Source organism: Nonomuraea sp. NPDC005730 (genome assembly GCF_040630865.1).
Lineage (GTDB): Bacteria > Actinomycetota > Actinomycetes > Streptosporangiales > Streptosporangiaceae > Nonomuraea.
The window spans coordinates 1-24262 of the sequence record NZ_JBEXYK010000019.1; the positions used below are offsets into that span (position 1 = coordinate 1).

General features: G+C 74.8%; 20 protein-coding genes. 9 read left to right on the forward strand and 11 right to left on the reverse strand.

What is annotated here, in order from left to right:
* Window positions 1-182: 182 nt before the first annotated feature.
* From ABZ444_RS22730 to ABZ444_RS22740, 3 genes are all read left to right on the forward strand, one after another.
* Complete coding sequence (locus ABZ444_RS22730) at window positions 183-713, forward strand: hypothetical protein (RefSeq protein ID WP_357989002.1); 531 nt, start codon at window positions 183-185, stop codon at window positions 711-713.
* Between the two features lie 3 nt (window positions 714-716).
* Window positions 717-1145: a hypothetical protein gene (locus ABZ444_RS22735; protein WP_358000106.1), complete on the forward strand. Its 429-nt coding sequence runs from the start codon at window positions 717-719 to the stop codon at window positions 1143-1145.
* Window positions 1146-1216: 71 nt separating this feature from the next.
* The gene (locus tag ABZ444_RS22740; RefSeq protein WP_358000109.1) at window positions 1217-2251 is read left to right on the forward strand and encodes a DUF5685 family protein; all 1035 of its coding nucleotides are present in this window, start codon (window positions 1217-1219) and stop codon (window positions 2249-2251) included.
* A gap of 14 nt (window positions 2252-2265) precedes the next feature.
* Here the strand turns inward: ABZ444_RS22740 and ABZ444_RS22745 are convergent, their stop codons facing one another.
* Both ABZ444_RS22745 and ABZ444_RS22750 read right to left on the reverse strand, forming a co-directional pair.
* Window positions 2266-3015, reverse strand: a complete 750-nt coding sequence (locus ABZ444_RS22745) for a GNAT family N-acetyltransferase (protein WP_358000112.1) — start codon at window positions 3013-3015, stop codon at window positions 2266-2268.
* Between the two features lie 135 nt (window positions 3016-3150).
* Window positions 3151-3801 (reverse strand): nitroreductase family protein, encoded by a 651-nt coding sequence (locus tag ABZ444_RS22750; protein WP_358000115.1) that lies wholly within the window; start codon window positions 3799-3801, stop codon window positions 3151-3153.
* A 132-nt stretch (window positions 3802-3933) separates the two neighbouring features.
* Here ABZ444_RS22750 and ABZ444_RS22755 point away from each other — a divergent pair, with 132 nt between their 5' ends.
* Complete coding sequence (locus ABZ444_RS22755; protein ID WP_358000118.1) at window positions 3934-4764, forward strand: SAM-dependent methyltransferase; 831 nt, start codon at window positions 3934-3936, stop codon at window positions 4762-4764.
* A 3-nt stretch (window positions 4765-4767) separates the two neighbouring features.
* Here ABZ444_RS22755 and ABZ444_RS22760 read toward each other — a convergent pair whose 3' ends face one another.
* The 5 genes from ABZ444_RS22760 to ABZ444_RS22780 form a co-directional block, all read right to left on the reverse strand.
* Complete coding sequence (locus ABZ444_RS22760) at window positions 4768-8937, reverse strand: serine protease (protein WP_358000378.1); 4170 nt, start codon at window positions 8935-8937, stop codon at window positions 4768-4770.
* A gap of 134 nt (window positions 8938-9071) precedes the next feature.
* On the reverse strand, window positions 9072-9629 hold the full coding sequence (locus ABZ444_RS22765) for a hypothetical protein (RefSeq protein WP_358000121.1): 558 nt from the start codon (window positions 9627-9629) through the stop codon (window positions 9072-9074).
* Window positions 9630-9994: 365 nt separating this feature from the next.
* On the reverse strand, window positions 9995-12001 hold the full coding sequence (locus ABZ444_RS22770) for a M14 family zinc carboxypeptidase (RefSeq protein WP_358000124.1): 2007 nt from the start codon (window positions 11999-12001) through the stop codon (window positions 9995-9997).
* 102 nt (window positions 12002-12103) lie between these two features.
* The gene (locus tag ABZ444_RS22775; protein WP_358000127.1) at window positions 12104-12283 is read right to left on the reverse strand and encodes a hypothetical protein; all 180 of its coding nucleotides are present in this window, start codon (window positions 12281-12283) and stop codon (window positions 12104-12106) included.
* A 339-nt stretch (window positions 12284-12622) separates the two neighbouring features.
* Window positions 12623-14047, reverse strand: a complete 1425-nt coding sequence (locus ABZ444_RS22780; protein WP_358000130.1) for a helix-turn-helix domain-containing protein — start codon at window positions 14045-14047, stop codon at window positions 12623-12625.
* Between the two features lie 89 nt (window positions 14048-14136).
* Here ABZ444_RS22780 and ABZ444_RS22785 point away from each other — a divergent pair, with 89 nt between their 5' ends.
* The 5 genes from ABZ444_RS22785 to ABZ444_RS22805 all read left to right on the forward strand — a co-directional run bounded on the left by ABZ444_RS22785 (window position 14137) and on the right by ABZ444_RS22805 (window position 20574).
* The gene (locus tag ABZ444_RS22785) at window positions 14137-15213 is read left to right on the forward strand and encodes a DUF917 domain-containing protein (protein ID WP_358000133.1); all 1077 of its coding nucleotides are present in this window, start codon (window positions 14137-14139) and stop codon (window positions 15211-15213) included.
* Window positions 15210-16526: a hydantoinase/oxoprolinase N-terminal domain-containing protein gene (locus tag ABZ444_RS22790; protein ID WP_358000136.1), complete on the forward strand. Its 1317-nt coding sequence runs from the start codon at window positions 15210-15212 to the stop codon at window positions 16524-16526. Before ABZ444_RS22785 ends, ABZ444_RS22790 begins: the two co-directional genes overlap by 4 nt.
* Before the next feature lie 78 nt (window positions 16527-16604).
* Entirely contained in the window at window positions 16605-17924 is a 1320-nt protein-coding gene (locus tag ABZ444_RS22795) for a cytosine permease (RefSeq protein ID WP_358000139.1), read from the forward strand.
* Window positions 17925-17999: 75 nt separating this feature from the next.
* Window positions 18000-19517: a hydantoinase/oxoprolinase family protein gene (locus ABZ444_RS22800; RefSeq protein ID WP_358000141.1), complete on the forward strand. Its 1518-nt coding sequence runs from the start codon at window positions 18000-18002 to the stop codon at window positions 19515-19517.
* Entirely contained in the window at window positions 19510-20574 is a 1065-nt protein-coding gene (locus tag ABZ444_RS22805) for a DUF917 domain-containing protein (RefSeq protein ID WP_352329660.1), read from the forward strand. Before ABZ444_RS22800 ends, ABZ444_RS22805 begins: the two co-directional genes overlap by 8 nt.
* On the opposite strand, the gene ABZ444_RS22810 is transcribed toward ABZ444_RS22805, so the two are convergent.
* The 4 genes from ABZ444_RS22810 to ABZ444_RS22825 all read right to left on the reverse strand — a co-directional run bounded on the left by ABZ444_RS22810 (window position 20544) and on the right by ABZ444_RS22825 (window position 24239).
* Window positions 20544-20831 (reverse strand): YchJ family metal-binding protein, encoded by a 288-nt coding sequence (locus ABZ444_RS22810; RefSeq protein WP_358000143.1) that lies wholly within the window; start codon window positions 20829-20831, stop codon window positions 20544-20546. The two genes, ABZ444_RS22805 and ABZ444_RS22810, sit on opposite strands and share 31 nt — an antisense overlap.
* A gap of 232 nt (window positions 20832-21063) precedes the next feature.
* Window positions 21064-21894 carry an NAD-dependent protein deacetylase gene (locus tag ABZ444_RS22815; RefSeq protein WP_358000146.1) on the reverse strand — a complete coding sequence of 277 codons (831 nt, stop codon included), beginning with the start codon at window positions 21892-21894 and terminating at the stop codon, window positions 21064-21066.
* A 54-nt stretch (window positions 21895-21948) separates the two neighbouring features.
* Entirely contained in the window at window positions 21949-22329 is a 381-nt protein-coding gene (locus ABZ444_RS22820; RefSeq protein WP_358000148.1) for a VOC family protein, read from the reverse strand.
* Window positions 22326-24239 (reverse strand): ABC transporter ATP-binding protein, encoded by a 1914-nt coding sequence (locus ABZ444_RS22825; RefSeq protein ID WP_358000151.1) that lies wholly within the window; start codon window positions 24237-24239, stop codon window positions 22326-22328. The genes ABZ444_RS22820 and ABZ444_RS22825 overlap by 4 nt, the downstream gene beginning before the upstream one ends.
* Window positions 24240-24262: the final 23 nt, after the last annotated feature.

The following is a 24262-nucleotide window of genomic DNA, read 5'->3' on the forward strand; positions in this document are numbered from 1 at the left end:
GGCCGGTCCCCCGCCGGGGACCGGCCCCGGAAGTCAGGAGCCTGATCGCTCCCCGGTGACGGCGAAGACGTGCGTGGCCGTACTCGCCGCTACCAGCCAACTGCAAAGAGGATGCAAGCCCGTTCCCAGTGCCGTCCGAGATCGTTGCGCCAGCGTCAGCGCAACAGACACGAGGTGAGGGAATGGCGACGACGATCAGCGCGTCCACGCTCAACGGACGCCACCACAAGGCGGCACTCACGGTCTTCATGCTCATCGTGGTGGCCCACTGGGCCGAGCACCTGGTGCAGGCCGTGCAGGTCTACGTCTGGGGGTGGCCGCTGAGCGAGGCCCGGGGGGTGCTCGGCCTGCCGTTCCCGTGGCTGGTGACCTCGGAGTGGATGCACTACGGGTACGCGCTGCTCATGCTCGTGGGCCTGTTGATGTTGCGCAAGGGGTTCGCCGGCCGTTCGCGCACGTGGTGGAACATCTCCCTGGGCATCCAGGTCTGGCACCACATGGAGCACCTGCTGCTGCTCGTGCAGAAGATCACCGGGCTCTACCTGCTGGGACGGCCGGTCCCGACCAGCGTCCTGCAGATCTTCCTGCCCCGGATGGAGCTGCACCTGTTCTACAACGCGGTCGTCTTCGCGCCGATGGTGGTGGCGATGCTGCTGCACCGCCGGGCCGCCGAGCACGGCGGGGCCGCCTGCACCTGCGCGGTGGCGCACTAGCTCATGGCGGTCACCAGACGACGTCCGAGCGGGTTCACGGTGGTGCTGGCCGTCGTGGGGCTGTTGCTGCTGTTCGTGTCCGTGCCCGAGTTCGGCCCGGTCGTACGGGCCGCCCGCGCCGACGGGGTGAGCGGCGCGTTCACCGCCCGGGAGCTGCGGTGTGTGCAGCATCCCGGGCACGAGTCCTGCGTCTGGGCCGGGGACTTCGCCTCCGGCGACGGGCGGGTCCGGCGGCGCGACGTCGAGCTGTACGGCAGCGACCGGGGCACCCTGGCGGCGGGACAGGCCACTGTCGCCGTGGACACGGGCCGCCTGACCCGTGTCTACGGGCCGGAGGGCTCGGACGAGTGGCTGTTCACCGCGCTGCTCACGCTGGCCGGGGCGGCCGTGCTGACGGTGGCGGCCAGACGGGCGCGCCGCCCCCGCGCTTGAACCCGCCGCTGCCGCGTACGGGCGATCGCCCGTACGATTCCTCCAGCGTTTCAGGATCTTGTGAGGTTTGTGTGTTCGGGATCATCCGTCCGTGCGGCGAGCACGGGTGCGCGGCGGTACGCGCGGCATGGCGGGCGCACCTGTGCGGGCTCTGCCTGACACTGCGGGACGGGCAGGGGCACGCCGCCCGGCTGACCACCAACTACGACACGCTGATTCTCTCGGTGCTGACCGAGGCCCAGCTCCCGGCCGCCGTGCCGCACCGGACGGCCGGGCCGTGCGCGCTGCGCGGGTTCCGCTCCGCCGACGTGGTGGACGCCGACGGCCGCGGCGCCCGGCTGGCGGCGGGGGTGTCGCTCGTCCTGGCCGCGGGCAGACTGCGCGACCAGGTGGCCGACCGGGACGCCGCCCCGGGCACGGCTCCGGCCCGCCGCCTGCTGGCCGCCCGCTGGGAGGCGGGCGGCGCCCGGCTGGCCGCCGGCGTCGGCTTCGACACCGCCGTGTTGTCGGCGACGGTCGACCGGCAGCTCGAACGCGAGCGCCGGGCCCTGGCCGCCCCCATGGACGTGCTCGACCTCACGGCGCCCGCCGAGGAGGCGGTGGCGGCGGCCTTCGCCCACACCGCGGTGCTGGCCGGACGGCCGGGGAACGCGGCGGCGCTGGCCGAGGCCGGCCGGTTCTTCGGCCGCATCGCGCACCTCCTCGACGCCGTCGAGGACCAGGCGGCCGACGACGGGCGGGGCGCGTTCAACCCGCTGACCGCCACCGGCACGGGCCGCGAGCGGGCACGGCGGCTGTGCGACGACGCCGCCCACGGGCTCGCCCTCGCCGTGGCCGACCTGGAGCTGGCCGAGCGGCACCTGGTGGAGCGGCTGCTCGGCGCCGAGGTGCGCCGGGCGGTCGAGCGCGCGTTCGGCGCGGCCTCCTACCGGCGTCCCGGCTGGATCCGCAAGTCGGGGGCGGGGGTGGCGACGTTCCTGACCTGCGGCCTCTGGCGGCCGAGGTGGAGCAAGAAGGCGGGCCGGCCCTGCTGCGAACGCTGCTACCTGGACAACTGCAGCAGCTGCGACTGCCCCGACTGCGGCGGCTGCTGCGACTGCGGCTGAGCCGGCGAGCGGGTTCAGGGGGCCGAGATGTGCAGGACCTCGCCCGCCTTGTGGTAGCCGACGCGGGCGTAGACGCGGCCCGCGGCGTCGTCGGCCGGGGTGAGGAACGGCATCGTGATGCCGGCCTCGACGCCCGCCCTGGTCAGCAGGGCGGTGACGGCTCCGCCGATGCCGCGCCGCCGGTGCGTGTCGCGCACGGCGATCCCGGCGATCTCGGCCACGCCGTCCTGGGGGCCGCCGAGCTGGCCGGCGCCGACGACCTCGCCGGTGGCGGCGTCGGTGGCCGCGGCCACCAGGCCACCGCGGCCGAGCACGCCGCGCAGCCGCGCGACGTCGTGCTCATTGGCCTCGGGCGCGTCGAAGGCCGCGTTCATCACCCGCGCGACCTGCCACAGGCCCGGGTCGTCGGTCACCAGCGCGAGCCGTACGGCGGCGTCGGCGGGCGGCTCGGCCAGCGCCCCGGTCGGGCACACCAGCAGCGGGAAGCGCCCCTCGACGGCGAACCCGGCGGCCAGCAGGGCCTCCTCCACCTTGGGCGCGACCTGCGGCACGTACTCCAGCCGGGGTGTCCTGCCCCGCTCGCGGAAGGCGGCGGCCAGCGCGGCCACCTGCTCGCCGGTGGGCGCGAGGTCGTCGTCGGGGATGGCGTAGTTGAACGGCGGCGCGTCGTCGTGCTCGTCGAAGCGGATCAGGAACGGCCCGGCCCGGTGTGCCCGGGTTCCGGCCGCCGCTCGAAGGTATGCGTGCACGCGGGCGCCCAGCAAGTGAAGTCCTCTCGGTCGACGTATGACGGTCACAAGGTAGGGCCGCGCCCACCGACGGACAACCGGTTTTCCACCACATGTAGACGACCGCGTCCTCGGGATCTCCACGTTAGGCGCCCCCGCGGGGTCGCCGGGTCACCAGCGGTCGAGATGCAGCACCTCGTCGAGCGGCTGCCGCGCGGCGGGCCGGAAGGTCTCCCCCGTGAAGTACGCGGTGGGCAGCAGCACGCCCTGGCGCACCTCGGCCGGGATGCCGAGCAGCTCGGCGATCTCGCTCTCGTACTCCAGGTGCAGGGTGGTCCACGCGCTGCCGAGGCCGCGGGCGCGGGCGGCGAGCATGTAGCTCCACGCGGCGGGCAGCAGCGAGCCCCACAGCCCGGCCTGGTTGCCCTCGGGCAGGCGGCCGCCGGGCAGCTCGATCGCGCCGATCACCAGCACCGGCACGTCGCCCATGTGCTCGGCCAGGTAGGCGGCGCTGCCGCTGACGCGCTCCTGGACCGCCGCGCGGGCCGGGTCGTCCCGGAACATCGAGCGGGCCGAGCCGTCCGAGGTGTGGTAGCTGTTCCACGACCGCCGGTAGTAGTCGCCGATCACCTTGCGCCGCTCGGGGTCGGTGACCACGATCCAGTGCCAGCCCTGCCGGTTGCCGCCGCTGGGCGCCTGGAGCGCGACCTCCAGGCTCTGGCGGACCAGCTCCGCCGGGACCGGGCGGGACAGGTCGAGGCGCCTGCGCACGCTGCGGGTGGTGGTGAGCAGGGTGTCCGGGGCCAGTGGTTCCATCGTCATGGGCTCATCATGTCAACGCGGGCCGCCGGAATCCCGTAGCCCGTACGGCCCGGCCCGGGCCTGATTTTTCCGCGCCCCGGGACGTATGATCACGCCAGCCGGACTCGCCCGACGCAACCGAAGGAGCCGACCGTGGCCGACGACGAGCAGGGCGCGCCCGCCCTCGACGTGGACACCACCAAGCCCAGCGTCGCCCGCGTCTACGACTACATGCTCGGCGGCAAGGACAACTTCGAGATCGACCGCGAGGTGGCCCAGATGGCGCTCCGGATCGCCCCGGACGCCCCGCAGGCGGCCCGGTCGAACCGGGACTTCCTGGCCCGCGTCGTCCGCGACCTGGTCGTCGAGGCCGGTATCCGGCAGTTCCTGGACATCGGGTCGGGCCTGCCCACGCAGGGCAACGTGCACGAGATCGCCCAGGCGGCCGCGCCGGGCTGCCGGGTGGTCTACGTCGACCACGACCCGATCGTGCTGGTCCACGGCCGGGCCCTGCTCGCCGTCGACGACGGCACCACCGTCATCGAGGCCGACATCCGCCGGCCCGACGACGTCCTCGACCATCCCGAGACCAGGCAGCTACTCAACCTGGACGAGCCGGTGGGCCTGCTGCTGTTCGGGATCCTGCACCACCTGTCGGACGAGGAGGACCCGGCCGGCATCACCGCGCGCCTGGCCGGACGGCTCGCGCCCGGCAGCCACGTCGCCGTCTCCCACTTCCACAACCCGATGGAGGAGCGCCCGGAGGTGTCGCGGCAGGCGTTCGAGGCCGAGCGGCTGTTCAACGACACCATGGGCACCGGGCGGTGGCGCACCCGCGAGGAGATCCTCGGCTTCTTCGACGGCCTGGAGCTGCTGGAGCCCGGCCTGGTGCCGCTGGCCGAGTGGCGGCCGGAGCCGGGTTACCGGCCGGCCCTGGGCATCACGTACCACACCTTCCTGGGCGGGGTCGGGCGCAAGCCCTGACGGTCAGCAGACCGCGTCCGGCAGGGCGATCGGCACCTGCTGCCGGTCGCCGGGCGTGAAGCGGCGGCCGAACACCTCGCACAGCCGCGCACGCCAGGTGTCCGGGTCGAGCCGGAGCAGGTCGGTGGAGTAGCCCGCGGCGCCGTCGCCGCCTTTGAGGCGCAGCAGCAGCGAGCCGTCGGGCGAGATGTCGAGGAAGTCCTGGGCCTGGCGGAAGGTGTAGCCCTCCTCGTAGGACACCCCGGTCTCGCCGAGCCCGAAGACGCTGATCTCCCGCTCGCGGAACAGGAACAGCCGGCCCGCGTTCTCCGGCATCATCGAGGTCATGCGCTCGCCGCCGCGGATGTTCTCGCCCGACGAGCGCAGCGGGCCGAGCACCTTCCTGAGCGGGCGGGTGAGCCACACCTCGGGCAGCATGCCGCTGCGGAACAGCAGCAGGTGGGTGCCCGCGTGGTCGAAGACGAACCCGCTGACGACGTCGGAGCCCACGGTCAGCCGGCGGTCCTTGACCTCCTCGCCGGTACGCAGGTCGATCGTGCGCAGGTGGTCGGCGCCCTGCACGGCGACCATGAGGTGGCCGTCGCTCCACGGGCTGACCTGCACCTCCGTGACCACCGTGCCGGGGCCGGCGACGTCGAAGGCGCTCTTGCGGCGGCCGGTGGCGGGCTCCCAGCGCTCCAGGCGGCGGCCGGCGAAGGTGAACAGGTCGCCGTCCTTGAAGAAGTAGGTCAGGTGCGTGCCCTCGGGCGGCCGGGCGGTGGTGACCTCGGTGACGGGGGACAGCGAGGGCAGTGCGCGGATGGCGACCTTGGTGGCGGCGACGGCGTCGGCGAGCAGGCGTCCTGACGCGTCCACGACGGGGTCGCCGTCGGCGTCGAGGCCCTTCGGGCTCTTGGCGCGGGAGACGTCGGCCAGGGTGCGCTGCGGCTCGCCGGTCTCCATGAGGCGCAGCCGGGCGCCGCCGTCGGCCTGGGCGACCATCCGGGTGCCGCCCTGGAGCAGCGCCGGGTTGCCGATGAGCTGCTCGCCGTCGCGCAGCGCGGTCAGCACCAGGGTGTCGGGCGACCTGGTGAGCAGCTCCTGCGCGCCGGGCGCGCCCACCAGCGCGACCGGGGCGGCGCTGGTCTGGGCGTCGATCCAGGCGCGCGACAGGGTGCGGCCGCCGGCCAGGTCGACCAGTTCCCAGCCGGAGGCGCCCTGCTCGGCCACGCGCCTTCCCTCGCGGTCGACGACGAAGGCGCCGCACGGGCGGCCGGCCTGGAAGCCGCCGAGCCGCTCGCCGTCGCGCACCGCGAACCCCGTGTACGTGGCGGCGCGGCCGTCGTCGCTGGTCCGGCAGGTCACGGCGGTGGCGCCGTCGCCGGAGACGGCCAGGCCGTCGGCCGGGCCGAGCTCGCGGATGGTCAGCTGCCGCCACACCGGGCTGCCCTTGCTGCTGTACACCTTGGCCGCGCCCTTCTCCCGGACGACCAGGGTGGTGGCGTCGGGACCGAAGCGCACCAGGTCGGCGGGCAGGTCGTACACCCAGGTGCGGGGCGTGCCGGTGGTGCCGAGCGACTGGAGCACGAGCTTCTTCGGGCCCGCGGTGACGATCCAGCCGTCGTCGCCGTCCGCCCTGACGTCGGCGGCGGGCTCGTCGGCGGCGAGCCCGTCGGCCGGGGCCGGCCGGTCCTGGCGGGCCAGGACGTGCCCCTGGTCGAGGAGCTCGCCGTCGCGCGGGTCGACGCGGTGCCAGACCATGCCGCCGTCGTCGAGGGCGTAGGCGATCAGGCCGCCGTCGGCGGAGACGGCGGGCCTGCTGGTGCCGCCCCGGTCGGGCAGGTGGGCGGGCCGGTAGCGGCCGTCGGGGCCGCGGGTGAACAGCGTGGCGCGGCCGGAGGCGGAGGTGGTGGTGGCCAGCAGGACGCGGGCGTCGTCGCTGGCGTCGGCGGCGGTGATCGAGCCGAGCGCGCCCGTGGCCACGCCCTTGGTGTACCGGTGTTCGACGTAGCGCTGCAGGAGCTGGGCCCTGGCCTCCTGGGTGGGAGCCGAGCGGTAGGCGCCGACGGCGAGCAGCGACGACAGCTCGGGGTCGCGTTCGGCCAGGTCGGCCGAGGCGCCGGCCAGCGCGCGGGAGCGGGACTCGGCGGCCCGCTGCTCGCCGATCCGGCCCTGGTAGAGCGTCCAGGCGACCAGCGAGACGACCGTCAGCAGCGCCACCCCCGCGCCGGTGATCGCGCCCCGGCGGCGCAGCGTGCGCCGCCGCTGACGGCGGCGGCCCTGGTGCAGGTAGTCGCGCTCGTCCTCGGTCAGGTCGCCGGGGCGCTCGGCGAGCCAGCGGGCGGCGGCGGCCAGCTCGGGCGGGCCGGGGAGCCGGTCGGGGGCGCGGTCGGCCTGCCGCCAGCGGCCCATGTCCTGGTGGAGCAGGTCGCGCCATTCGAGGAACTTCAGGTCCGCGGCCACGATCCCGGCCAGCAGGGGCCACTCGGTGATCAGCGCCTCGTGGGCCAGCTCCACGGTCTGGCGGCCGTCCTCGCCGGTGTCCATGACGAGCAGCCGCCCGGCGGCCAGCCGGCCGGCCGTCAGCCAGCGCTGCTCCCCCGCCTCCTCCCGGGTGACCCGGCGGCGCAGCGGCGCGTGCGCGCCGGCGGCGACCCGGACGAGCCGGGACAGCAGTTCCTCCCCGGCCGCGGTGTCCTGCTCGGGCACGCACGCCGCCCAGACCTGCTCGGCCTGCGCGCCCAGGGCCCCGCGTACGCCGCGGCACGCCTCGTAGGAGGTGTGGGTGATGCGGCCGCCCTGCTGCTCGTGCCAGAGGCGGTCCAGCAGGAAGCCGATCAGCGGCAGGGCGCCGGGCGCGCCGCCGGCGTCGCCCAGGATGCGGTCGACCAGGCCGGGGTCGTACGTCACGGCGGGGACGGCGTCCAGCGGCGCCTCGACGGCCTGCCGGAGCTGGTCGCGGGTCATGGGGGTGAGCCCGTAGGTCTCGCGGCCGAGCGAGCCGCCGAGCGCGGGATGGGACAGGGCGGCGGGCAGGAAGTCGGCGCGCAGCGTGAACAGCACCCGGACGGCCGGGCAGGCGCGGGCCGCGGCCAGCACCCCGGCCGCCTCGTCCGCCTGCTCGGGGTCGCCGACCAGCAGTTCCTCGGCCTGGTCGACGACGAGCAGCAGCCCGGTCGCGCCGGTGTCGCGCAGGACCTGGGCGACGACGTCGGGCAGCCGGCCGTTCCTCAGCGGCTCGCGCAGCGCGTCGGCCCTGGCCAGCGCGTCGGCCCCGGTCAGGCCCGGGTGCGACAGGGCGGCCAGTTCGGCGGCGAGCGCGTCGGCCCAGGACCGCACGGCCGAGGGGCGCAGGACGGCGACCTGGCAGCCCTGGCGGCGCATGGCGGGCACCACCCCGGCCAGCGCCAGCGAGGACTTGCCGCAGCCGGACGGGCCGGTGAGCGTGACCTCGGGGTGGGCCTGGAGGAGGCGGGCGATCCGGGCGGTCTCCACGTCGCGGCCGAAGAAGACGGCGGCGTCGCCCTCGCGGAAGGCCGACAGCCCGCGGAACGGCGAGGCCGGCCGTACGGTCGCGGCCAGGGCGGGGACGGCGCGGGTGAGCGACCGGGTGGGGATCACGAACGCCTGGCGGGGCCCGCCGGGCTGGGCCGCGACCACCATGCCGACGACGTCGCCGAGCTCGACGTCCCAGACGGGGCTGCCGCTGAAGCCGCTCTCGATCGGCACGCCGCGGGGGTCGTCGGGGGCGCACTGGAGCCAGCCCTGCTGGGTGCCGCCGAGCAGCCGGCCGGTGTGCCAGCCGCCGCCGCGCAGGCCGTGCGGGAACCCGGCCACGACGACCCGGTGGCCCCACAGGCTGCGCGGCTCGGCCATGCGCAGCGGGCGTCCGCCCGGGGGCGCGGCGTCCAGGCGCAGGACGGCGATGTCGCCCGAGCCGTCGGCGGCGGTGTGGACCCAGTGCTCGACGTGGGCGCGCACGGGCGCGTGGTCGCCGGCGAAGGGCAGCTCGACGGTGACCCAGGCGCCCGGCGGGGGCGGGCCGTCGGCGTGGCCCAGGGCGCCGGAGACGACGTGCGCGCAGGTCAGGGCGCGGTCGGGCGCGATGAGGAAGCCCGCGCCCGCCACCGCCCCCTCGGGGCCGCGCACGCGCAGGACGGCGAGATTCAGCGCCTCGTCGGGCCCCGCTTCCATCACTTGTGGTCACCGTCCGTCACTCTGGGTCAGGTGAGCCAGTATGGCCGGTGGGCGGGGGCGGCGTTTGCCGTTCCTTGACATGCGAGAAGGGCGTCCCCCCACGGGGAACGCCCTTCTCCTGTTCGTGCGTGCTACTTCTTGACCGACAGCGGAGCCGTGCCGGTGTCCTGCTGACGCCAGGCACCCGTGTCGAACGCCACCGGAGCGGCCTTCCTGCCCACACCGTCACCCCACTTGGTGACCACGTACTGGATCTTGATGTGACCCTCGCCCTGCACACCGTCCACACCCAGCGTGTCCGGATTGAACCGGCCACCGGTCAGCTCCGCGAACGTCTTGGCGTCCAGGTCCAGCATCACCCCACGACTGGAGGGATCACCAGGACCACGGTCACCCACGAAGAACGGCAGCTTCTTACCCTGATAGACCACGTAACCCTCGGTCATCAGCGGCCACGACGGCGAAGCCGCCAGACCCTTCTGCATCGGCTTACCAGCCGCCGGCAGACCCGTGTCACCAGCGCGACCCGAGGAGTCGTCCCAGAAGTAGGACGCCGTCGTCGAACCGGCCAGCACACCCCGACCGTGCACATCCGCATCAGCGTGCGCGGGACGGGCGGCGGCACCGATCGTCAGCGCCGACAGAGCAGCGGCCGAAAGCATGGCGAAAGAACGCAGGCGAGCAGTCATCAGCAGTCTCCTTGGTGACATCGATCATCAGGGGGGCATGCGCTCGCTTGACTCAGACAAGACATGAAGGTCGTAGCCGGGCACAAACGCCATCGGTCGCTACGTGGAGCGCAACGGGGGCGGACCCGAATGGGTCACTCACCCGCCGATAGGTACAACACTAACCCAAGAAACGGACAAACGCAAACCAAACACCCCAAAACGGGCAAAGATCTGCTGCTGTACCGTAAACCCCGGGCAAGCAACCCCAACATGGGCAAAAGCCCAGGTCACCGGCTCGGGGTGTCCGTATGTAAACCCCGGGCAACGCGCGGGCATTCCCGGCCCCCGCGAACGCCATGACCTGGGCACGAACCGCGCGGCGGTCACGGCCTCCGGAAGTCGGCCGCCACTCCCACCAGCGAGATCAGGCCCGCGGCGAACTCCATCGCCTCGGCGTGCCCCTCCTCGAACGGCGGCTGGAAGCCCACGCCCTCCCACGTCCGGGCCGTCGGGTTCCACAGGTCCGCGCCGACCTCGAAGTCCCAGCCGTAGATGCCGTGGTCGTACCAGAGCTCGTCGGCGGAGTTGCCGGCCGCCGAGTAGAGCACGTCGGTCACCGGCCCGGTCTGCTGCGGCCAGATGACCGTGCCGCGCTCGGCGGCGATGGCCTGCTCGATCGTGCGGGCCGAGCGCATGAAGTACGCCTCCTCCTGGGCGCTCGGCCTGGGCAGCGCCACCCGGCCGTCGAGCTTGTACGCCCCGGGCGGCCACATGAAGTACCCGCCGTAGCTGTGCACGTTCATGGCGAACCGGATGTTGCGGTACGTCTCGGCCAGCCACATCACGTTGCGGCTCTCCGGCTCCGAATGTTCGGCCGGACCGGCGTACGTGCCGCTCTGGCAGTTGGCCGAGGCGCCGAAGTAGCCGTCCGACAGGGAGCCGACGGCGTAGTTGCGGTTGACGTCCACGCCCCAGGTGTTGCGCTGCGCCGGGTCGGACTGCGCGGCCGGGCAGTGGTTGGTCATGTTCTTCCGCTGGCCGTTGAAGTCGTAGAAGCTGTAGTTCGCGCCGTCGGGGTTGACGGTGGGGACGATGAAGATGTCGGTGCGCTGCAGCAGCCTGCGGGTGGCGGGGTCGCGGGCGTAGTTGCGCAGCAGCCGCTCGGCGGCCTCGACGGTGACCAGCGGCGCCACCCATTCCCTGGCGTGCTCCTGGGCGTAGGCCAGCACGCCGGTGCGCGAGCCGTCGCGGTGGACGCCGACGCGCAGCGCCAGCACCCGCATGGGCTTGCGGGAGACGTCGGCGGGCGCCTTGAGCGAGTCGGTGAGCCGGGTGGCGGGGGCCGGGGCCATGACGCCGGCGCCGGGGTCGGTGCGGTAGGCGGCGGCCTTGAGCCCGGTGCCCGTCGTGGCGTTGATCGCGGCGACGACCTGGGCGGCGGTGCTGACCGGCGTGCCGGAGCCGTCGGTGGCCAGGCTCACCGTCACCTGCCTGCCGGCCACGCTCACCTGGAGCGGCCGGTCCGGCGCGCCGGGGGCGGCCAGCTCGACGGACAGGTCGTTGCCGCCCTCGGAGCCGTAGGCGTCGGAGGTGACCACGATCGCGGCGCCGGGCGGCGTGCCGATCAGTGCCTGGGCGCGGCGGCGGTAGCCGTTGGTGAGGTTGGGCAGCGGGATGACGTCGGTGAGGGCCGGGTACCGCCGGTGCAGCGCCTGGATGCGCTCGTTGAGCTGGGCGGGCGGCATGTACTGGGTGACGAAGTCCTTCTGGTAGCCCGGCGCCCGGTGGTCGGGACGCTCCCCGTCGGGCCATTCCCGGACGCGGGCCTCGGCCTTGCCGCCGGTCGCGGAGGTGACCGTGACGCGCTGCGGCTCGGCCGGCACCGGGGCGGGCGTGCCGAACTGGTGGCCCAGGTAGGCGCCGGCGTCCACGTACGGGACCATCGCGACCTGGCCGGTGGCGCCGCGGCGGCCCGTCCAGGTGGCGGTGAGTGCGGCCGTCTCGCCCGCGCTGCTGCTGGCCTCGACCGACAGGAAGTACCCGTCGCGGGACTTGTACCAGACGGCCCGTTCGATGACGATCTGGTCCTGCGCGGCGGTGGCGGACGGCGCCTGCCGCGCGGCGGGCGGCGTGCCGGACGCCAGGCCCACGCCGATCGCCCGCAGCTCGGCGAGCTTGCCGGCCGTGAGCACGGCGTCCACCTGGACGCTGCCGTCGGCCTGCGGACGGACCCGCTCGGTCAGGTCGGCGCCGGAGGCGACCAGCCGCTCCATCGCCGCCCTGTCGGGCACGGAGAGCGTGACCAGCGACGCCGGCTCGGGATCGGCCGGCCCCGCCACCGCCGGCAGCGACGACGGCCCGGAGGCGAGGAACGTCGAGACGACGATCATCAAGATGACTGCGGACGCCCTCAAGCCACGCATCGGCTCCTCCAGGATCACCGGTATCCCGATCATTGAAAGCCGACTTGACCCAACCGGCAAGACCCAGTTTCACCTTTCTGTGAAGGCGGCGACGTCCCGAATCGCCGCGACGACAAGATCGGGCTGCCGGTGGTGCACGTAGTGCTCGGAGGTGCCGGCCACCATTACCCGCCCGAGCGTGGACCGGGCGGCCACGCGTCGGGCCTGGTCGAGGGCACTGCGCGGCCCGCCGGACGGGATGACGACCACGACCGGCGGCCCACCCGGCTCCTCCGCCGTCCCGGCGACCTCCCGCGGGGGTGGCGTCGCCGGGCACCAGAAGGTCCCCGGCCAGCCGGAGCAGGCCGATCCTGGCCGGCGCCTGGTTGGCGGTGAGCTGGGCGGCCATCAGCGGCCGGGACACCCGCATGGCCGCCACGGCCCCCTCGTCGGTGGCGTCGATCAGCACCAGGCCCGCGCATCAGGCGGCCGTCCGCCGCGCTCTTCTCATGCCACCGAATCCAGGGAGCCGGCCGCCGGGTCTCCTCGTCCTGGCGGGCGAGCGCGGGCTGGGAGCGGGGTGGGAGCGGGGTCCCGGAGGGCCGTCCTTCAGCGGGAGGAGGCCGCGCGGCAGGCCAGCTGGAGTGCCAGGCGTTGCCGCGGGTCGGCGAGGTCGGCCTGGAGCAGGGTCTCGATGCGGCGCACGTTCCTGCTGACGGCGTTGCGGTGCAGGTGCAGCTCCTCGGCGGCGCGGGCGGGTGAGCCGTTGTGGTCGAGGTAGGCGCGCAGGATGGCCAGGAGGTGGCCGGCCCGCTCGCCGCCGAGGTCGAGGATCGGTTGCAGCAGCTCCCTGACGGCGTGCTGGGCGGCGTCGGAGGCATACCACTCCTCCAGCATCCGGTCGAGGCCGGCCAGGTCGTAGGTGGCCAGCGGCAGGGTGCTGCGGCGCAGGGCCGTACGCGCCTCGGAGGCGGAGGTGCGCAGGCCGAGCAGGCCCTGGTGGGCGGTGCTGACCCCGCAACGCAGCTCGGCGCCCGCCGGGCGGACCCGGTCGAGCAGGCGGGCGGCGTCGCGCACCGCCTCGCGCAGGCCCGCCCTGCCCTGGTCGCGCCGCTGGCTGCGGACCACGACGAGCGCGTCGCCGGCGAGCGCGGCGTTCCAGGCGGCGCCGCCCAGCTCGCGGGCCGCGCGCACGGCCCGCGAGGCGGCGGTCTCCAGCAGGGCGTAGCGTTCCTGGCCGCCGTCGGCCGGGCCGTCCGCGGCGGCGTCCGGGGTCTTCGCGGGGTCCTTCGCGGGTTCCAGGCGCAGGACGACGTGCCAGTCGTCGATCGGCAGGCCGAGGGCCCTGGCGCGGGGGGCCAGCTCCTGCGCCTGGTTCTCGGGGGCGACCAGCAGCTCGGTGAGCAGCTGGGCGCGGGACCGTCCGGGCAGCTCGTCGGACGGGCCCACGGCGGCGGCCAGGGCGGCGAGCCTGAGCACGATCCCGGTGGCCCGGTCGAAGTGCGTGCCGGCGGGCCCGCCCGCCTGGGCGGTGAACGCGCCGCCCTCGGCCAGGACGGGACGGCCGAGAGCCGCGCCGGCCGCCTCCGCGATGCGCTCGGGGACGCCGCCCGCCCCCGCCACGGCCTCGGCGGCGCGCGCCGTACGGACCAGCGCCTCGGCGGCGTCGCCCGCGACGGCCCGGTCGATGGCCACCACCAGCTCCGCCAGGTCGCCGTCGGCCGCCAGCAGCGCGACCCCGCCCCGCTCGGCCAGCGCGGCGGCGCTCCGGTCGACCGCGGCCTCCAGAGCCTCCAGGGCCGCCGCGGACTCCGCGGTGAGCACGAGCGCCACGGCGCCGGCCGCGGCGGCGTCGCGCAGCGCGACGTCGAGCCGGTAGCCGGCCGCCTGCCGCGCGGCCGCGCCCGTCAGGACCAGCACCGACCCCGGCGGCTGGCCCGCGATCCGGCCCAGGTCCTCCACCAGGCGCACGCCCGAGGCCGCCGCCGGCACGCCCGGCCCGGCCAGCGGACGCAGCTCTTCCAGCAGGAACATGCCATCAGTGTGCCATCGGCACACGAAGCCCGGCAAAAAGGTGCGGCGGGAACATCCGGCTTGACCTGCGGCTTCGTAACCTCGTCAGCATGGACCTCGACACCGGGCTGCTGCCCGCCTTCGCCCGCGGCTGCGCCGTGCTCGGCTCGGGCGGCGGCGGTCCCGTGACCATCGCGCGCGCCGCGGCGCTGCAGGCGCTGGAGGACCACGGGCCGGTACGCGTCGTGCAGCCCGCCGAGCTGGACCCCGAGCTGCTGGTCATGCCCGTGGGCACCGCGGGCTCCTCGGCCGTGATGTCCGAACGCGTCGGCGGCACCGACGAGCCCGTCTACCTGCGCGACAAGATCGAGGAGCTGTACGACGCGCCCGTCGGCGCGGTGCTGGCCAGCGAGATCGGCGGCGCGAACGGCTGCCTGGCGGTGGCCTGGGCGGCCCGTGTCGGCCTGCCGCTGGTGGACGCCGACGGGATGAGCCGCGCCTTCCCCCGCATGGACCAGACGGTGATGCAGCTGCGCGGCATCGCGCCCACCCCTGCCGTGCTGTGCGACGAGCGCGGCCGGACCGTCGTCGTCGACCGGGTGACCGGCGGCTGGCTGGAACGGCTGGTACGGGCGTCGCTGGAGGCGTTCGGCGGCCAGGTCGCGACCAGCGAGTACATCATGCGCGGCGACCAGGTGGCCGGCTCCACCGCGCTCGGGTCGGTCACCCGGGCCGTGCGCCTGGGGACGCGGCTGCCCGACCCGCTGGTCACCGGCAAGGTCGCGGAGACGGCCGGGTCGATCCTGGTCGAAGGGCTCGGGTACGACCAGGGGCGGCTGGTCCGCGTCCAGGCGGGCAGCGAGTTCCTGGCGGTCGTCGAGGACGGCGTGCCGCTGGCCGTGGTGCCCGACGTGATCGCGATGCTGGACACGCGTACGGGCGAGGTCGTGCAGGCCGAGCAGGTCCGGTACGGGCTGCGGGTCAGCGTGGTGCGCGTCCCCTGCGACCCGGTCTGGCACACCCCCGAGGGGCTGCTGCTGGCCGGGCCCGCCGCGTTCGGTCTCACCGGACTTCCCACCCCTCCCCCACCGCAGGCGCCCCCCGCCCCCGCGACGCCGGAAACCCCGGCGGGCACGGCCTTCAGCCCCTCCCCCACCGGGTCCACCGGGCGGGAGGCCGGGGCGTGAGGGCCGGGGTGGACGTCGGGCCGACCAACACCGACGCGGCCGTCGTCGCCGACGACGGCCGGGTGCTGGCCACCGTCAAGATCGCCTCGATCCCCGGCGACCCGGTGGCCGGCGTGCGCGCCGCGCTGGAACGCCTGCCGATGGACGGCGAGCCGGTCCAGGTCGCCGTCGGCCTGCGTGGCGCCGCCACCGCCGTGACCAGGCGGTCCGGGCTGCGCAAGGTGGCCGTGCTGCGCATCGCGGGCGTGTCGGCGACCGCGGTGCGCCCGCTGTCCGGCTGGCCGCCCGACCTGCGCGCCGCGGTGAACGCCGGCACCGCCGTCGTGGACGGCGGCGGCGGCCTCGACCGCGAGGACCGCACGCCCCTCGACCGCGACGCCGTGGCCCGCTTCGCCGCGGGCGTGGCCGGCACCGCGCAGGCCGTCGCCGTCGCGGGCCTGTTCTCGCCTCTGGACGGCGAGCAGGAGCGCGAGGCCGCCGAGATCGTCCGGGCGGAGCTGGGCGAGGACGTGCCGATCGCGCTGTCGGCCGACCTCGGCTCGCTCGGCCTGCTGGAACGTGAGAACGCGACCGTGCTGGACGCCGCCCTGTCGGGGTTCGCGGGCGCGGTCTCCGGCGGGCTGGCCACCGCGCTGGCGGGCCTGTGCCCGGGGGCGGCGGTGTTCGTGACCCGCGGCGACGGCACGCTGATGAGCCTTGAGCACCTGGCCCGCCATCCCGGGCTCAGCCTGGGCAGCGGACCGGCGAGCGTGCTGCGCGGCGCCGGCGCGCTGACCGGGCTCGGTGACGCGGTGGTCGCCGACGTGGGCGCCACCCGTGTCCGTGTCGGCGTGCTGGCCGGCGGCTATCCGGAGGAGGCCGTGGGCGGCGCGGACATCGGCGGCGTGCCCGTCGGGCTGCGCATCCCCGGGCTGATCAGGGTGCCGCGGCCGGTCGACCCGACGGAGCTGGCCGAGGCCGTGGACCGGCTGCAGCCGGGCGCCGGGCTGCTGCCGCTCGTGGTCGTCGGCGGTGGTGAGCACGCCGTGCCGGAGGGGCTGCATCCCGAGCACGGGCCGGCGGCCGGCGCCATCGGCGCGGCGGTCAGCCCGGTCGGCGGCCAGTACGAGCGCATCGTCCGCCTGCCCGACCGGTCGGCACTGGCCGCCGCGCTCGAACCGGTCGCCGAGGAGGCCAGGGCGGCGGCCGTCCGCGCCGGGGCCGATCCGCGGCGGGTGCGGGTCGTCGGCGTGGAGGAGATCCCGCTCGCCTATCTGCCCGGCCCGTTCGTCCGGCTGCGCGCCCGCGCCGCCGGGCCGCCCTCGCTCCTGTGACCAGCCCTGACACCGCACGCTCGTGAGCCCCTGCTCGTGAGCCCCCGCCACGACCCCCCGATGCGAAGGAAGACCACCATGACCGACTCCGACTACCCCCTGGAGCGGGTGCCGCAGGCCGCCCGCTACTCCTGGTTCAACGTGGCCGTGCAGCGGTTCGGCCAGCTCTCCGACCTGACGCAGTTCCTGCTGGGCGCCACGCTCGGCGCCGGGCTGTCGTTCTGGGGGGCGTTCTGGGCGTTCACGCTCGGCTCGGTGATCCTGGAGGTGGTGTGCATCTTCGTCGGCATCGCCGGGATGCGCGAGGGCCTGTCCACCTCCATGCTGGCCCGCTGGACCGGCTTCGGCCGGTACGGCTCCACGATCATCGGCGTGATCATCGCCCTGAGCCTGTTCGGCTGGTTCGGCGTGCAGACCGCGGTCTTCGCCTCGGGCCTGCACTCGATCATGTCCTGGCTGCCGCTCTGGGGGTGGTCCATGATCGCGGGCATCGGCGTGACGCTGCTGGTCATCCGAGGGTTCAAGGCGATGGGGATGACGGCGTTCATCACCGTGCCGGCGTTCCTCGGCCTGGCCGGCTGGGCGATGTGGGTGGAAATTTCGCGACATGACCTGGGGTCCCTGGTGGCCTCGCCGCCGTTCGGTGAGCCGATCAGCATCGCGACCGGCGCCACCATCGTGGCCGGCTCCTACATCATCGGCGCGGTGACCACGCCCGACATGACCAGGTTCAACCGCAACACCGGCGACGTCGTCAAGCAGACCCTCGTCGGCATCTCCCTCGGCGAGTACGTGCTCGGCCTGGCCGGCGTGCTGCTGGCCTACGCGGTCAAGTCCTCGGACGTGATCGCGATCATCACGGCCTCCTCCGGCGTGATCGGCGTCATCGTCCTCATCTCGGCCACCGTCAAGATCAACAACTGGAACCTGTACTCCGCCGCGCTCGGCCTGCTCAACGCCGTGGAGTCGACGGTCGGGGTGCGGCTGAACCGGGTCGCCGTCACCGTCGGCATCGGCGTCCTGGGCAGCGTGCTGGCCGCCGCCGGGATCCTGGAGCGCTTCACCGACTTCCTGCTGATCCTCGGCGTCATCACGCCCCCCGTGGCCGGGATCATGGTCGCCGAGTACTTCGTGGTGCGCCGCTGGCGCCCGGTGCTGGACGCCTCGCGCGCCACCGGCACGCTGCCCGAGACCGAGCCGACGTGGGTGCCCGCCACGCTGGTCATCTGGGCCGCCGCCGCGCTGGTCGGCTGGCTCAGCGACCACTACCAGTGGATCGGCATCCCGGCCCTGAACTCCCTGATCCTCGCGGGCCTGGGCTACGTCGTCGCGGGCCGGCTCGGCCTGGTCCGCGGCACCCGCGAGGTCCCCGTCGAGCGGCCCGCGCTCACCGTCTGAGAGTCGCGCGGCCCGCGCTCACCGTCCGAGAGTCGCGCGGCCCGCGCTCACCGTCCGAGAAGAGAGTCCTCCTTCATGCGTATCGGCATCGACGTGGGCGGCACCAACACCGACGCCGCCCTCATCGGCGACGACGGCCAGGTGCTGGCCACCGTCAAGTCCCCCACCACCGCGGACGTCACGGGCGGCGTCGCCGCGGCCCTGGCCGGCCTGGGCGCCACCCGGGTGTCCGCGGTGATGATCGGCACCACCCACTTCGTCAACGCCCTGGTGGAGGCCGCCCGGCTGGAGCCGGTCGCGGCCGTCCGGCTCGGCTTGCCCGCCACGGCCGCGCTGCCGCCGCTGGTGGACTGGCCCGACCGCCTGCGTCAGGCGGTCGAGGGCGCGGTCTACCTGTGCCACGGCGGCTGCGAGTACGACGGCGCCCCCATCTCCGCCCTCGACCCGGACGAGCTGCGCGGCGTCGCCGCCGACATCAGGCGGCGCGGCCTGCGCACGGTCGCGATCTCCTCGGTGTTCTCCCCGGTCAGCGACGCCCACGAGCGGGAGGCCGCGCAGATCCTGGCCGCCGAGCTGGGCCCCGAGGTGCACCTGTCGCTGTCCTGCGAGGTCGGCCGGGTCGGCCTGCTGGCCAGGGAGAACGCCACGATCGTGAACGCCGCCCTGCGCCCGCTGGCCGGCCGGACCGTGGCCGCCTTCGGCGAGGCGCTGCGGGTGGCCGGGATCGACGCGCCGCTGTTCCTGTCCCAGAACGACGGCACCCTCATGGACGTGGACCAGGCGCGCCGCTACCCGGTGGCGACGTTCGCGTCCGGGCCGACGAACTCGATGCGCGGCGCGGCGTACCTGTCGGGGCTGACCGACTGCGCGGTGGTGGACATCGGCGGCACCACGTCCGACGTGGGCATCCTGGTCGGCGGGTTCCCGCGGGAGGCCGCCGGGGAGGCGCTGGTCGCCGAGGTGCGCACCAACTTCCGCATCCCCGACGTGCTGTCGATCGGCATCGGCGGCGGCTCGCTGGTCGCCGAGGACGGCACCACCGGCCCGCGCAGCGTCGGCTACCGGCTGACCGAGGAGGCGCTGGTGTTCGGCGGCGGCACCCTGACCGCCACCGACCTGGCCGTGGCCGCCGGGCTGGCCGACATCGGCGACCGCGGCAGGGTCGCCCACGTCGACCCGCAGCGCCCGCTCAAGCTCATCGCCGAGCGCGTCTCGGAGGCGGTCGACCGCATGCGCACCTCGTCCGCACCGCTGCCCGTCGTGCTGGTCGGCGGCGGCAGCGTGCTCATCCAGGAGCTGCCGGGCTTCGACGACGTGCGCCGCCCGGCGCACTTCGAGGTGGCCAACGCGGTCGGCGCGGCCATCGCCCAGGTCGGCGGCGAGGTGGACCGGGTCTTCTCCGGCCCGCGCGAACGCATCCTGGAGGAGGCCAAGAGCGAGGCGATCATCCGCGCCGAGCGCGGCGGCGCCCGCGCGGGCAGCGTGCGGATCGTGGACGTGGAGGAGCTGCCGCTCGCCTACCTGCCCGGCGACGCCACCCGGATCAGGGTGAAGGCCGTCGGCGACCTGGACCTGGAGAAGATCGATGCGTGAGATCGGAATCGACCGGCTGGACGACATGGCGCGCGGCGCCGGGATCCTCGGCACCGGCGGCGGCGGCGACCCGTACGTGGGCAAGCTGCTGGCCCGCGAGGCCATCCGCAGGCACGGCCCCGTGCCGCTGGTGGCCATCGACGAGGTGCCCGCGGACGCGACCGTCGTGGCGGTCTCGGGCATGGGGGCGCCGACCGTCCTGCTGGAGAAGCTGCCGGCGGGCACCGAGGAGCTGACCGCGCTGCGCGCCCTGGAGGCGGTGCTCGGCCGTCCGGCCACGCACATCGTGCCCATCGAGGTCGGCGGCGTGAACTCGATGATCCCGATCGCCGCCGCCGCGCAGGCGGGCCTGCCGATCGTGGACGGCGACGCGATGGGCCGTGCCTTCCCCGAGGCCCAGATGGTGCTGCCGACGCTGATCGGCGTGCCCAACACGCCGATGGCGCTGGCCGACGACAAGGGCAACACGCTGGTGCTGGAGACGGTGTCCAACGTGTGGGCCGAGCGCCTGGCCAGGGCGGCGTGCGTGCAGATGGGCTGCCAGGTCTCCTGCGCCGACACCGTCATGCGCGGCGACCAGCTGCGCGACGGTCTGGTGCCGGCCACGCTGACGCTGGCCGAGGACCTGGGCCGGGCCGTGCGGCTGGCCCGCGCCGGGCACGCCGACCCGGTGGCGGCGGCCCTGGACGTGCTGGGCGGCCTGAAGCTGTTCACCGGCAAGGTCGTGGACGTCGAGCGCCGCACCACCGGCGGCTTCGCCCGCGGCCAGGCCCGCCTGGAAGGCACCGGCACGCTGGAGCTCAGCTTCCAGAACGAGCACCTGCTGGCCCGCCGGGACGGCGAGATCGTGGCCACCACGCCCGACCTGATCTGCGTGCTGGACACCGACTCGGGCGAGCCGGTCACCACCGAGGCCATGCGCTACGGCCTGCGCGTCACGGTCATCGCCGTGCCCTGCGACCCGCGCTGGACCTCGCCGGGCGGGCTGGAGCTGGCCGGGCCGCGGTACTTCGGCTACGACTGCGACTACCGCCCGCTCGCCACGACCCCGGCGTAGACCCAGCGGCCGTCGAGCCGGACGAACCTGCTGTGCTCGTCGAGCACCCCCGGCACCCGCCGGTTGACGAAGTGGGCACGGAACCGCACCGTGCCCTCGGTGTGGACGGGGCTGCCGCCGGTGCTCTCCAGCACCTCCAGCTCCACCCACGCGACCTTCCTGTCGAGGTCGAGGCGGGCCGGGCGGTCGGCGGGATGCCAGGTGGCCATGAGGTAGGCCTCGTCGCCCACGGCGAACGCGCTGAACCTGGACCGCATGAGCGACTCCGCGGTGGGGGCCGACCCCTCACCGCGGTGGTATCTCCCGCAGCAGTCCGCGTAGGACGCGGGCAGACCACAGGGGCATGGACGAGGAGGCATGCCCCCCATTCTGCCGCCACTACGCCACCCCCGCGCCGTTCCCCTGTCACCCCCGTACCAACCCTGCGGCGTTCCCGTGCCGGCCCCGCGCCGCCCTTGCGGCGCCGCCGGGCACGAGTGTGGGGTCCCATTAGAGGCGGGCGGCCAGTTCGGTCAGGGTCGTCCCGAGCGGGGCGTCGAGCAGGAGCGCGGCGTCGGCGTCGGCGCCGGTCGGGCCCTGGTTGACGATGGCGACGGGCAGCCCCAGCTCGGCCGCCCTGGTGACGAAGCGCAGCCCCGACCTGATCGCCAGCGACGACCCCAGCACGAGCAGCGAGCGCGCCCCGCCCACGAGCGCGAAGCACTCCGCCACCCGATCCCTCGGCACGTTCTCGCCGAAGAAGATCACGTCGGGCTTGAGCAGGCCGCCGCAGGAGACGCAGTCGACCACCTGGAACCCGGCGACCTGGGCGTCGGTGAGGGCGGCGTCGCCGTCGGGGTTGACGCGGCCCTCGGCGGCCCAGCGCGGGTTGGCCGCGCTGAGGCGGCGCTCCAGCTCGGCACGCGGGGTGCGTTCGCGGCACGACAGGCACACGACGCGGTCGAGGCCGCCGTGCAGCTCGACCACCCGGCGCGCCCCGGCGGCCTGGTGCAGGCCGTCGACGTTCTGGGTGACGATGCCGGCCAGCAGGCCGCGCCGCTCCAGCTCGGCCACCGCGCGGTGGCCGGCGTTGGGGGCGGCCCGGCCGATCTGCCGCCAGCCGACGTGGCTGCGCGCCCAGTAGCGCCGCCGCGCCTCGGCGCTGCCGGTGAAGCGCTGGTACGTCATCGGCTCGGCACGCCTGGCCCGCCCGGTCGGGCCTCGGTAGTCGGGAATGCCGGACTCGGTGGACAGCCCGGCCCCGCTGAGCACCACGACACCGCCACCGGCCACCAGCTCGGCCAGCGACGCGATCGCGGGTGACGTGACGGGCGCCGTCATGGATGCCGGCACGTGTGCTGTCGCAGTCTCTTGCACACCATCCATAATGCCCGGTCAGAGGTAGTTGCTGAGCTCGACCAGGTTCCCGTCGGGGTCGCGCAGGTAGACGCTCCTGATGGGGCCGAGCGCTCCGGTCCGCTCCACCGGGCCCTCCTCGATCCCTACGCCGTGGCGGGCCAGCTCGTCCATGACCGTCTCGATGGGGTCGGCGGTGATCAGGCACAGGTCGGCGCTGCCCGGCGCGGGCCGGGCCGCCTTCGGCTCGAACTCGCGGCCCGCCTCGTGCAGGTTGATCTTGCTCTGCCCGAACGCCAGCGCCCGCCGCCCCTCGCCGAACGTCACCGCCTCCATCCCCAGCACCGTGGTGTAGAAGCGCACCGCGTCCTCGACATCGGCGACGGTCAGCACCAGGTGGTCCAGGCGGTCGATCCTCATGTGCTCCCTCGTTCCTCGATCGGCTCTCCGTTCCATAGTCTCCGCATCTCGGGGCACGTACGCAGCAACTCCCCCAGCGGCCCGCGGCCCGCGACCCGGCCCCGGTCGAGGACGACCACCTGGTCGGCACGTTCGAGCGCGGCCCGGCGGGAGGAGACCACCAGCAGCGTGGCGGGGCCGTGCCGGGCGATGCGCTCCCACAACAGGTTCTCGGTCCCGACGTCCAGGGCGGACGACACGTCGTCCACCACGAGCAGGTCCGGGGCGCGGACCAGGGCGCGGGCGGCGGTGGCGCGCTGCACCTGACCGCCGGACAGGCGCACGCCCCGGGGGCCGACGACGGTCTCCAGGCCGTCCGGCATGGCGGCCAGGTCGTCCTCGAAGGCGGCCAGCTCCAGGGCGCGGGCCAGGTCGGCGTCGCCCGCGGGCAGGCCGAGGAGCAGGTTCTCGCGCAGGGTCTCCGAGAACAGGCGCGGGATCTGGCTCGCGTACGCCGCCCGTCCGGGCACCAGGAACGCGCCGGGGTCGGGCACCGGGCGGCCGTTCCAGGTGATCGTCCCGGCGTCCAGGGGCAGCAGGCCGAGCAGGGCACGCACCAGCGTGGTCTTGCCCGCGCCGACGGCCCCGGTGACGACGGTGAACGTGCCGCGCCGGAGCGTCAGGTCCACGTCATGCACCCCGCGGCCACCGGGATGCCGCACACTCATCCCCCGCACCTCCAGCACCTCCAGCGTCGTCGGCGCGGCCGGCCCCTCGCCGCTCGGAGGCAGCTCTGCCGGAGGGGCAGGCAGCGTGGGGCGCAGGCGGAGTGTGCGGTTCGGGGGTGGTCCTCCCGGGGGCGGGGTGGGGCGGAGGGGCAGGGGGTGGCCCGGGGATTGGGCTGATGGAGGCCGAGGCGGGTTGAGGTGGAGGGGGTGGTCGTGGGTGAGGTCGGCGGTGTCCTGGTGGGGGGCGAGGAGGGCGGTCAGACGCTCGGCCGAGACGTCCGCCCTGGGGAGGCGGTACAGGACGGAGGCGATGGTGCGCGGCAGCGCGGTCAGCCAGCCGACGTAGCTGGTGAACAGGGCGAGGTCGCCCACGGTGAACTCGCCGCGCCGCATCGCCCCGGCGGCCAGCAGCAGCACGACGCCGACGCCCAGCTCGACCGTGGTGCCCGTGGCGGCCTCCAGCAGGTCGGTGGCCAGGCGGCTGCGTACGGCGGCGTCCCGGCGGCGGGCGTTGAGGGTGCGCAGGCGTTCCAGCGCCGCCCGTTCGGCCCCGGCCGTCCTGAGCGCGAGCACGCCGCCGAACAGTTCGCCGACGAAGGCCGTCACGCCCGCGCCCAGCTCCCTGGCCCGCTGGTGCCGCCGCCTGATCACCCGTCCCATGAGCCTGCTCAGCACGCCGATCGCGAGCATCGGCACGACCAGCGTCACGGTGACGACGGGATCGATCGAGATCATGACCGCCAGCGCCGCCCCGCCGAACAGCACGCCGCCGGCCAGGGGCACCGACTCGTCGGCGAGCTCGACCAGCTCGGCCACGTCGTCGCGCAGCCGGGCCAGCGACTCGCCCGGGGAGCGCGGCAGCCGGGCGGCGACCGGGCCGCGCGCGGTCAGCACCGAGCCCAGCACGTTGGCGCGCAGCAGCGTGGCCGCCGCGTCCCACCAGTAGGAGCCGTAGGACCAGGCGAACACCAGGACGATCCCGCGGACCAGCTCGACGCCCGCGAACGCCGCGCACAACCACAACGACTGCCGCAACGTCGCCGGGCTGTGCCCGCTGATCTGGTCGAAGAGCTGCCGCAGCACGAGGCCGCCGCCGAGCGGGAGCGCGTGGACCGGCAGCCACAGCAGGATCTGCAGCACGTACAGGCGCACGTCGAAGCCGATCAGGCGGCCCGTCACGCCCAGGGCCCGGCGCACGCTCACCGGCTCATCCCGGCGCCCAGGAG

What these genes read in the sequence shown, in the direction of transcription:
- ABZ444_RS22730 (WP_357989002.1), top strand. Translation starts at nt 183, where the DNA reads ATGGCGACGACGATCAGCGCGTCCACGCTCAACGGACGCCACCACAAG.
- ABZ444_RS22735 (WP_358000106.1), top strand. Translation starts at nt 717, where the DNA reads ATGGCGGTCACCAGACGACGTCCGAGCGGGTTCACGGTGGTGCTGGCC.
- ABZ444_RS22750 (WP_358000115.1), bottom strand. Translation starts at nt 3,801, where the DNA reads ATGACGATGGAACCACTGGCCCCGGACACCCTGCTCACCACCACCCGC.
- ABZ444_RS22760 (WP_358000378.1), bottom strand. Translation starts at nt 8,937, where the DNA reads ATGGAAGCGGGGCCCGACGAGGCGCTGAATCTCGCCGTCCTGCGCGTG.
- ABZ444_RS22765 (WP_358000121.1), bottom strand. Translation starts at nt 9,629, where the DNA reads ATGACTGCTCGCCTGCGTTCTTTCGCCATGCTTTCGGCCGCTGCTCTG.
- ABZ444_RS22770 (WP_358000124.1), bottom strand. Translation starts at nt 12,001, where the DNA reads ATGATCGTCGTCTCGACGTTCCTCGCCTCCGGGCCGTCGTCGCTGCCG.
- ABZ444_RS22780 (WP_358000130.1), bottom strand. Translation starts at nt 14,047, where the DNA reads ATGTTCCTGCTGGAAGAGCTGCGTCCGCTGGCCGGGCCGGGCGTGCCG.
- ABZ444_RS22785 (WP_358000133.1), top strand. Translation starts at nt 14,137, where the DNA reads ATGGACCTCGACACCGGGCTGCTGCCCGCCTTCGCCCGCGGCTGCGCC.
- ABZ444_RS22795 (WP_358000139.1), top strand. Translation starts at nt 16,605, where the DNA reads ATGACCGACTCCGACTACCCCCTGGAGCGGGTGCCGCAGGCCGCCCGC.
- ABZ444_RS22800 (WP_358000141.1), top strand. Translation starts at nt 18,000, where the DNA reads ATGCGTATCGGCATCGACGTGGGCGGCACCAACACCGACGCCGCCCTC.
- ABZ444_RS22805 (WP_352329660.1), top strand. Translation starts at nt 19,510, where the DNA reads ATGCGTGAGATCGGAATCGACCGGCTGGACGACATGGCGCGCGGCGCC.
- ABZ444_RS22810 (WP_358000143.1), bottom strand. Translation starts at nt 20,831, where the DNA reads ATGCGGTCCAGGTTCAGCGCGTTCGCCGTGGGCGACGAGGCCTACCTC.
- ABZ444_RS22815 (WP_358000146.1), bottom strand. Translation starts at nt 21,894, where the DNA reads ATGACGGCGCCCGTCACGTCACCCGCGATCGCGTCGCTGGCCGAGCTG.
- ABZ444_RS22820 (WP_358000148.1), bottom strand. Translation starts at nt 22,329, where the DNA reads ATGAGGATCGACCGCCTGGACCACCTGGTGCTGACCGTCGCCGATGTC.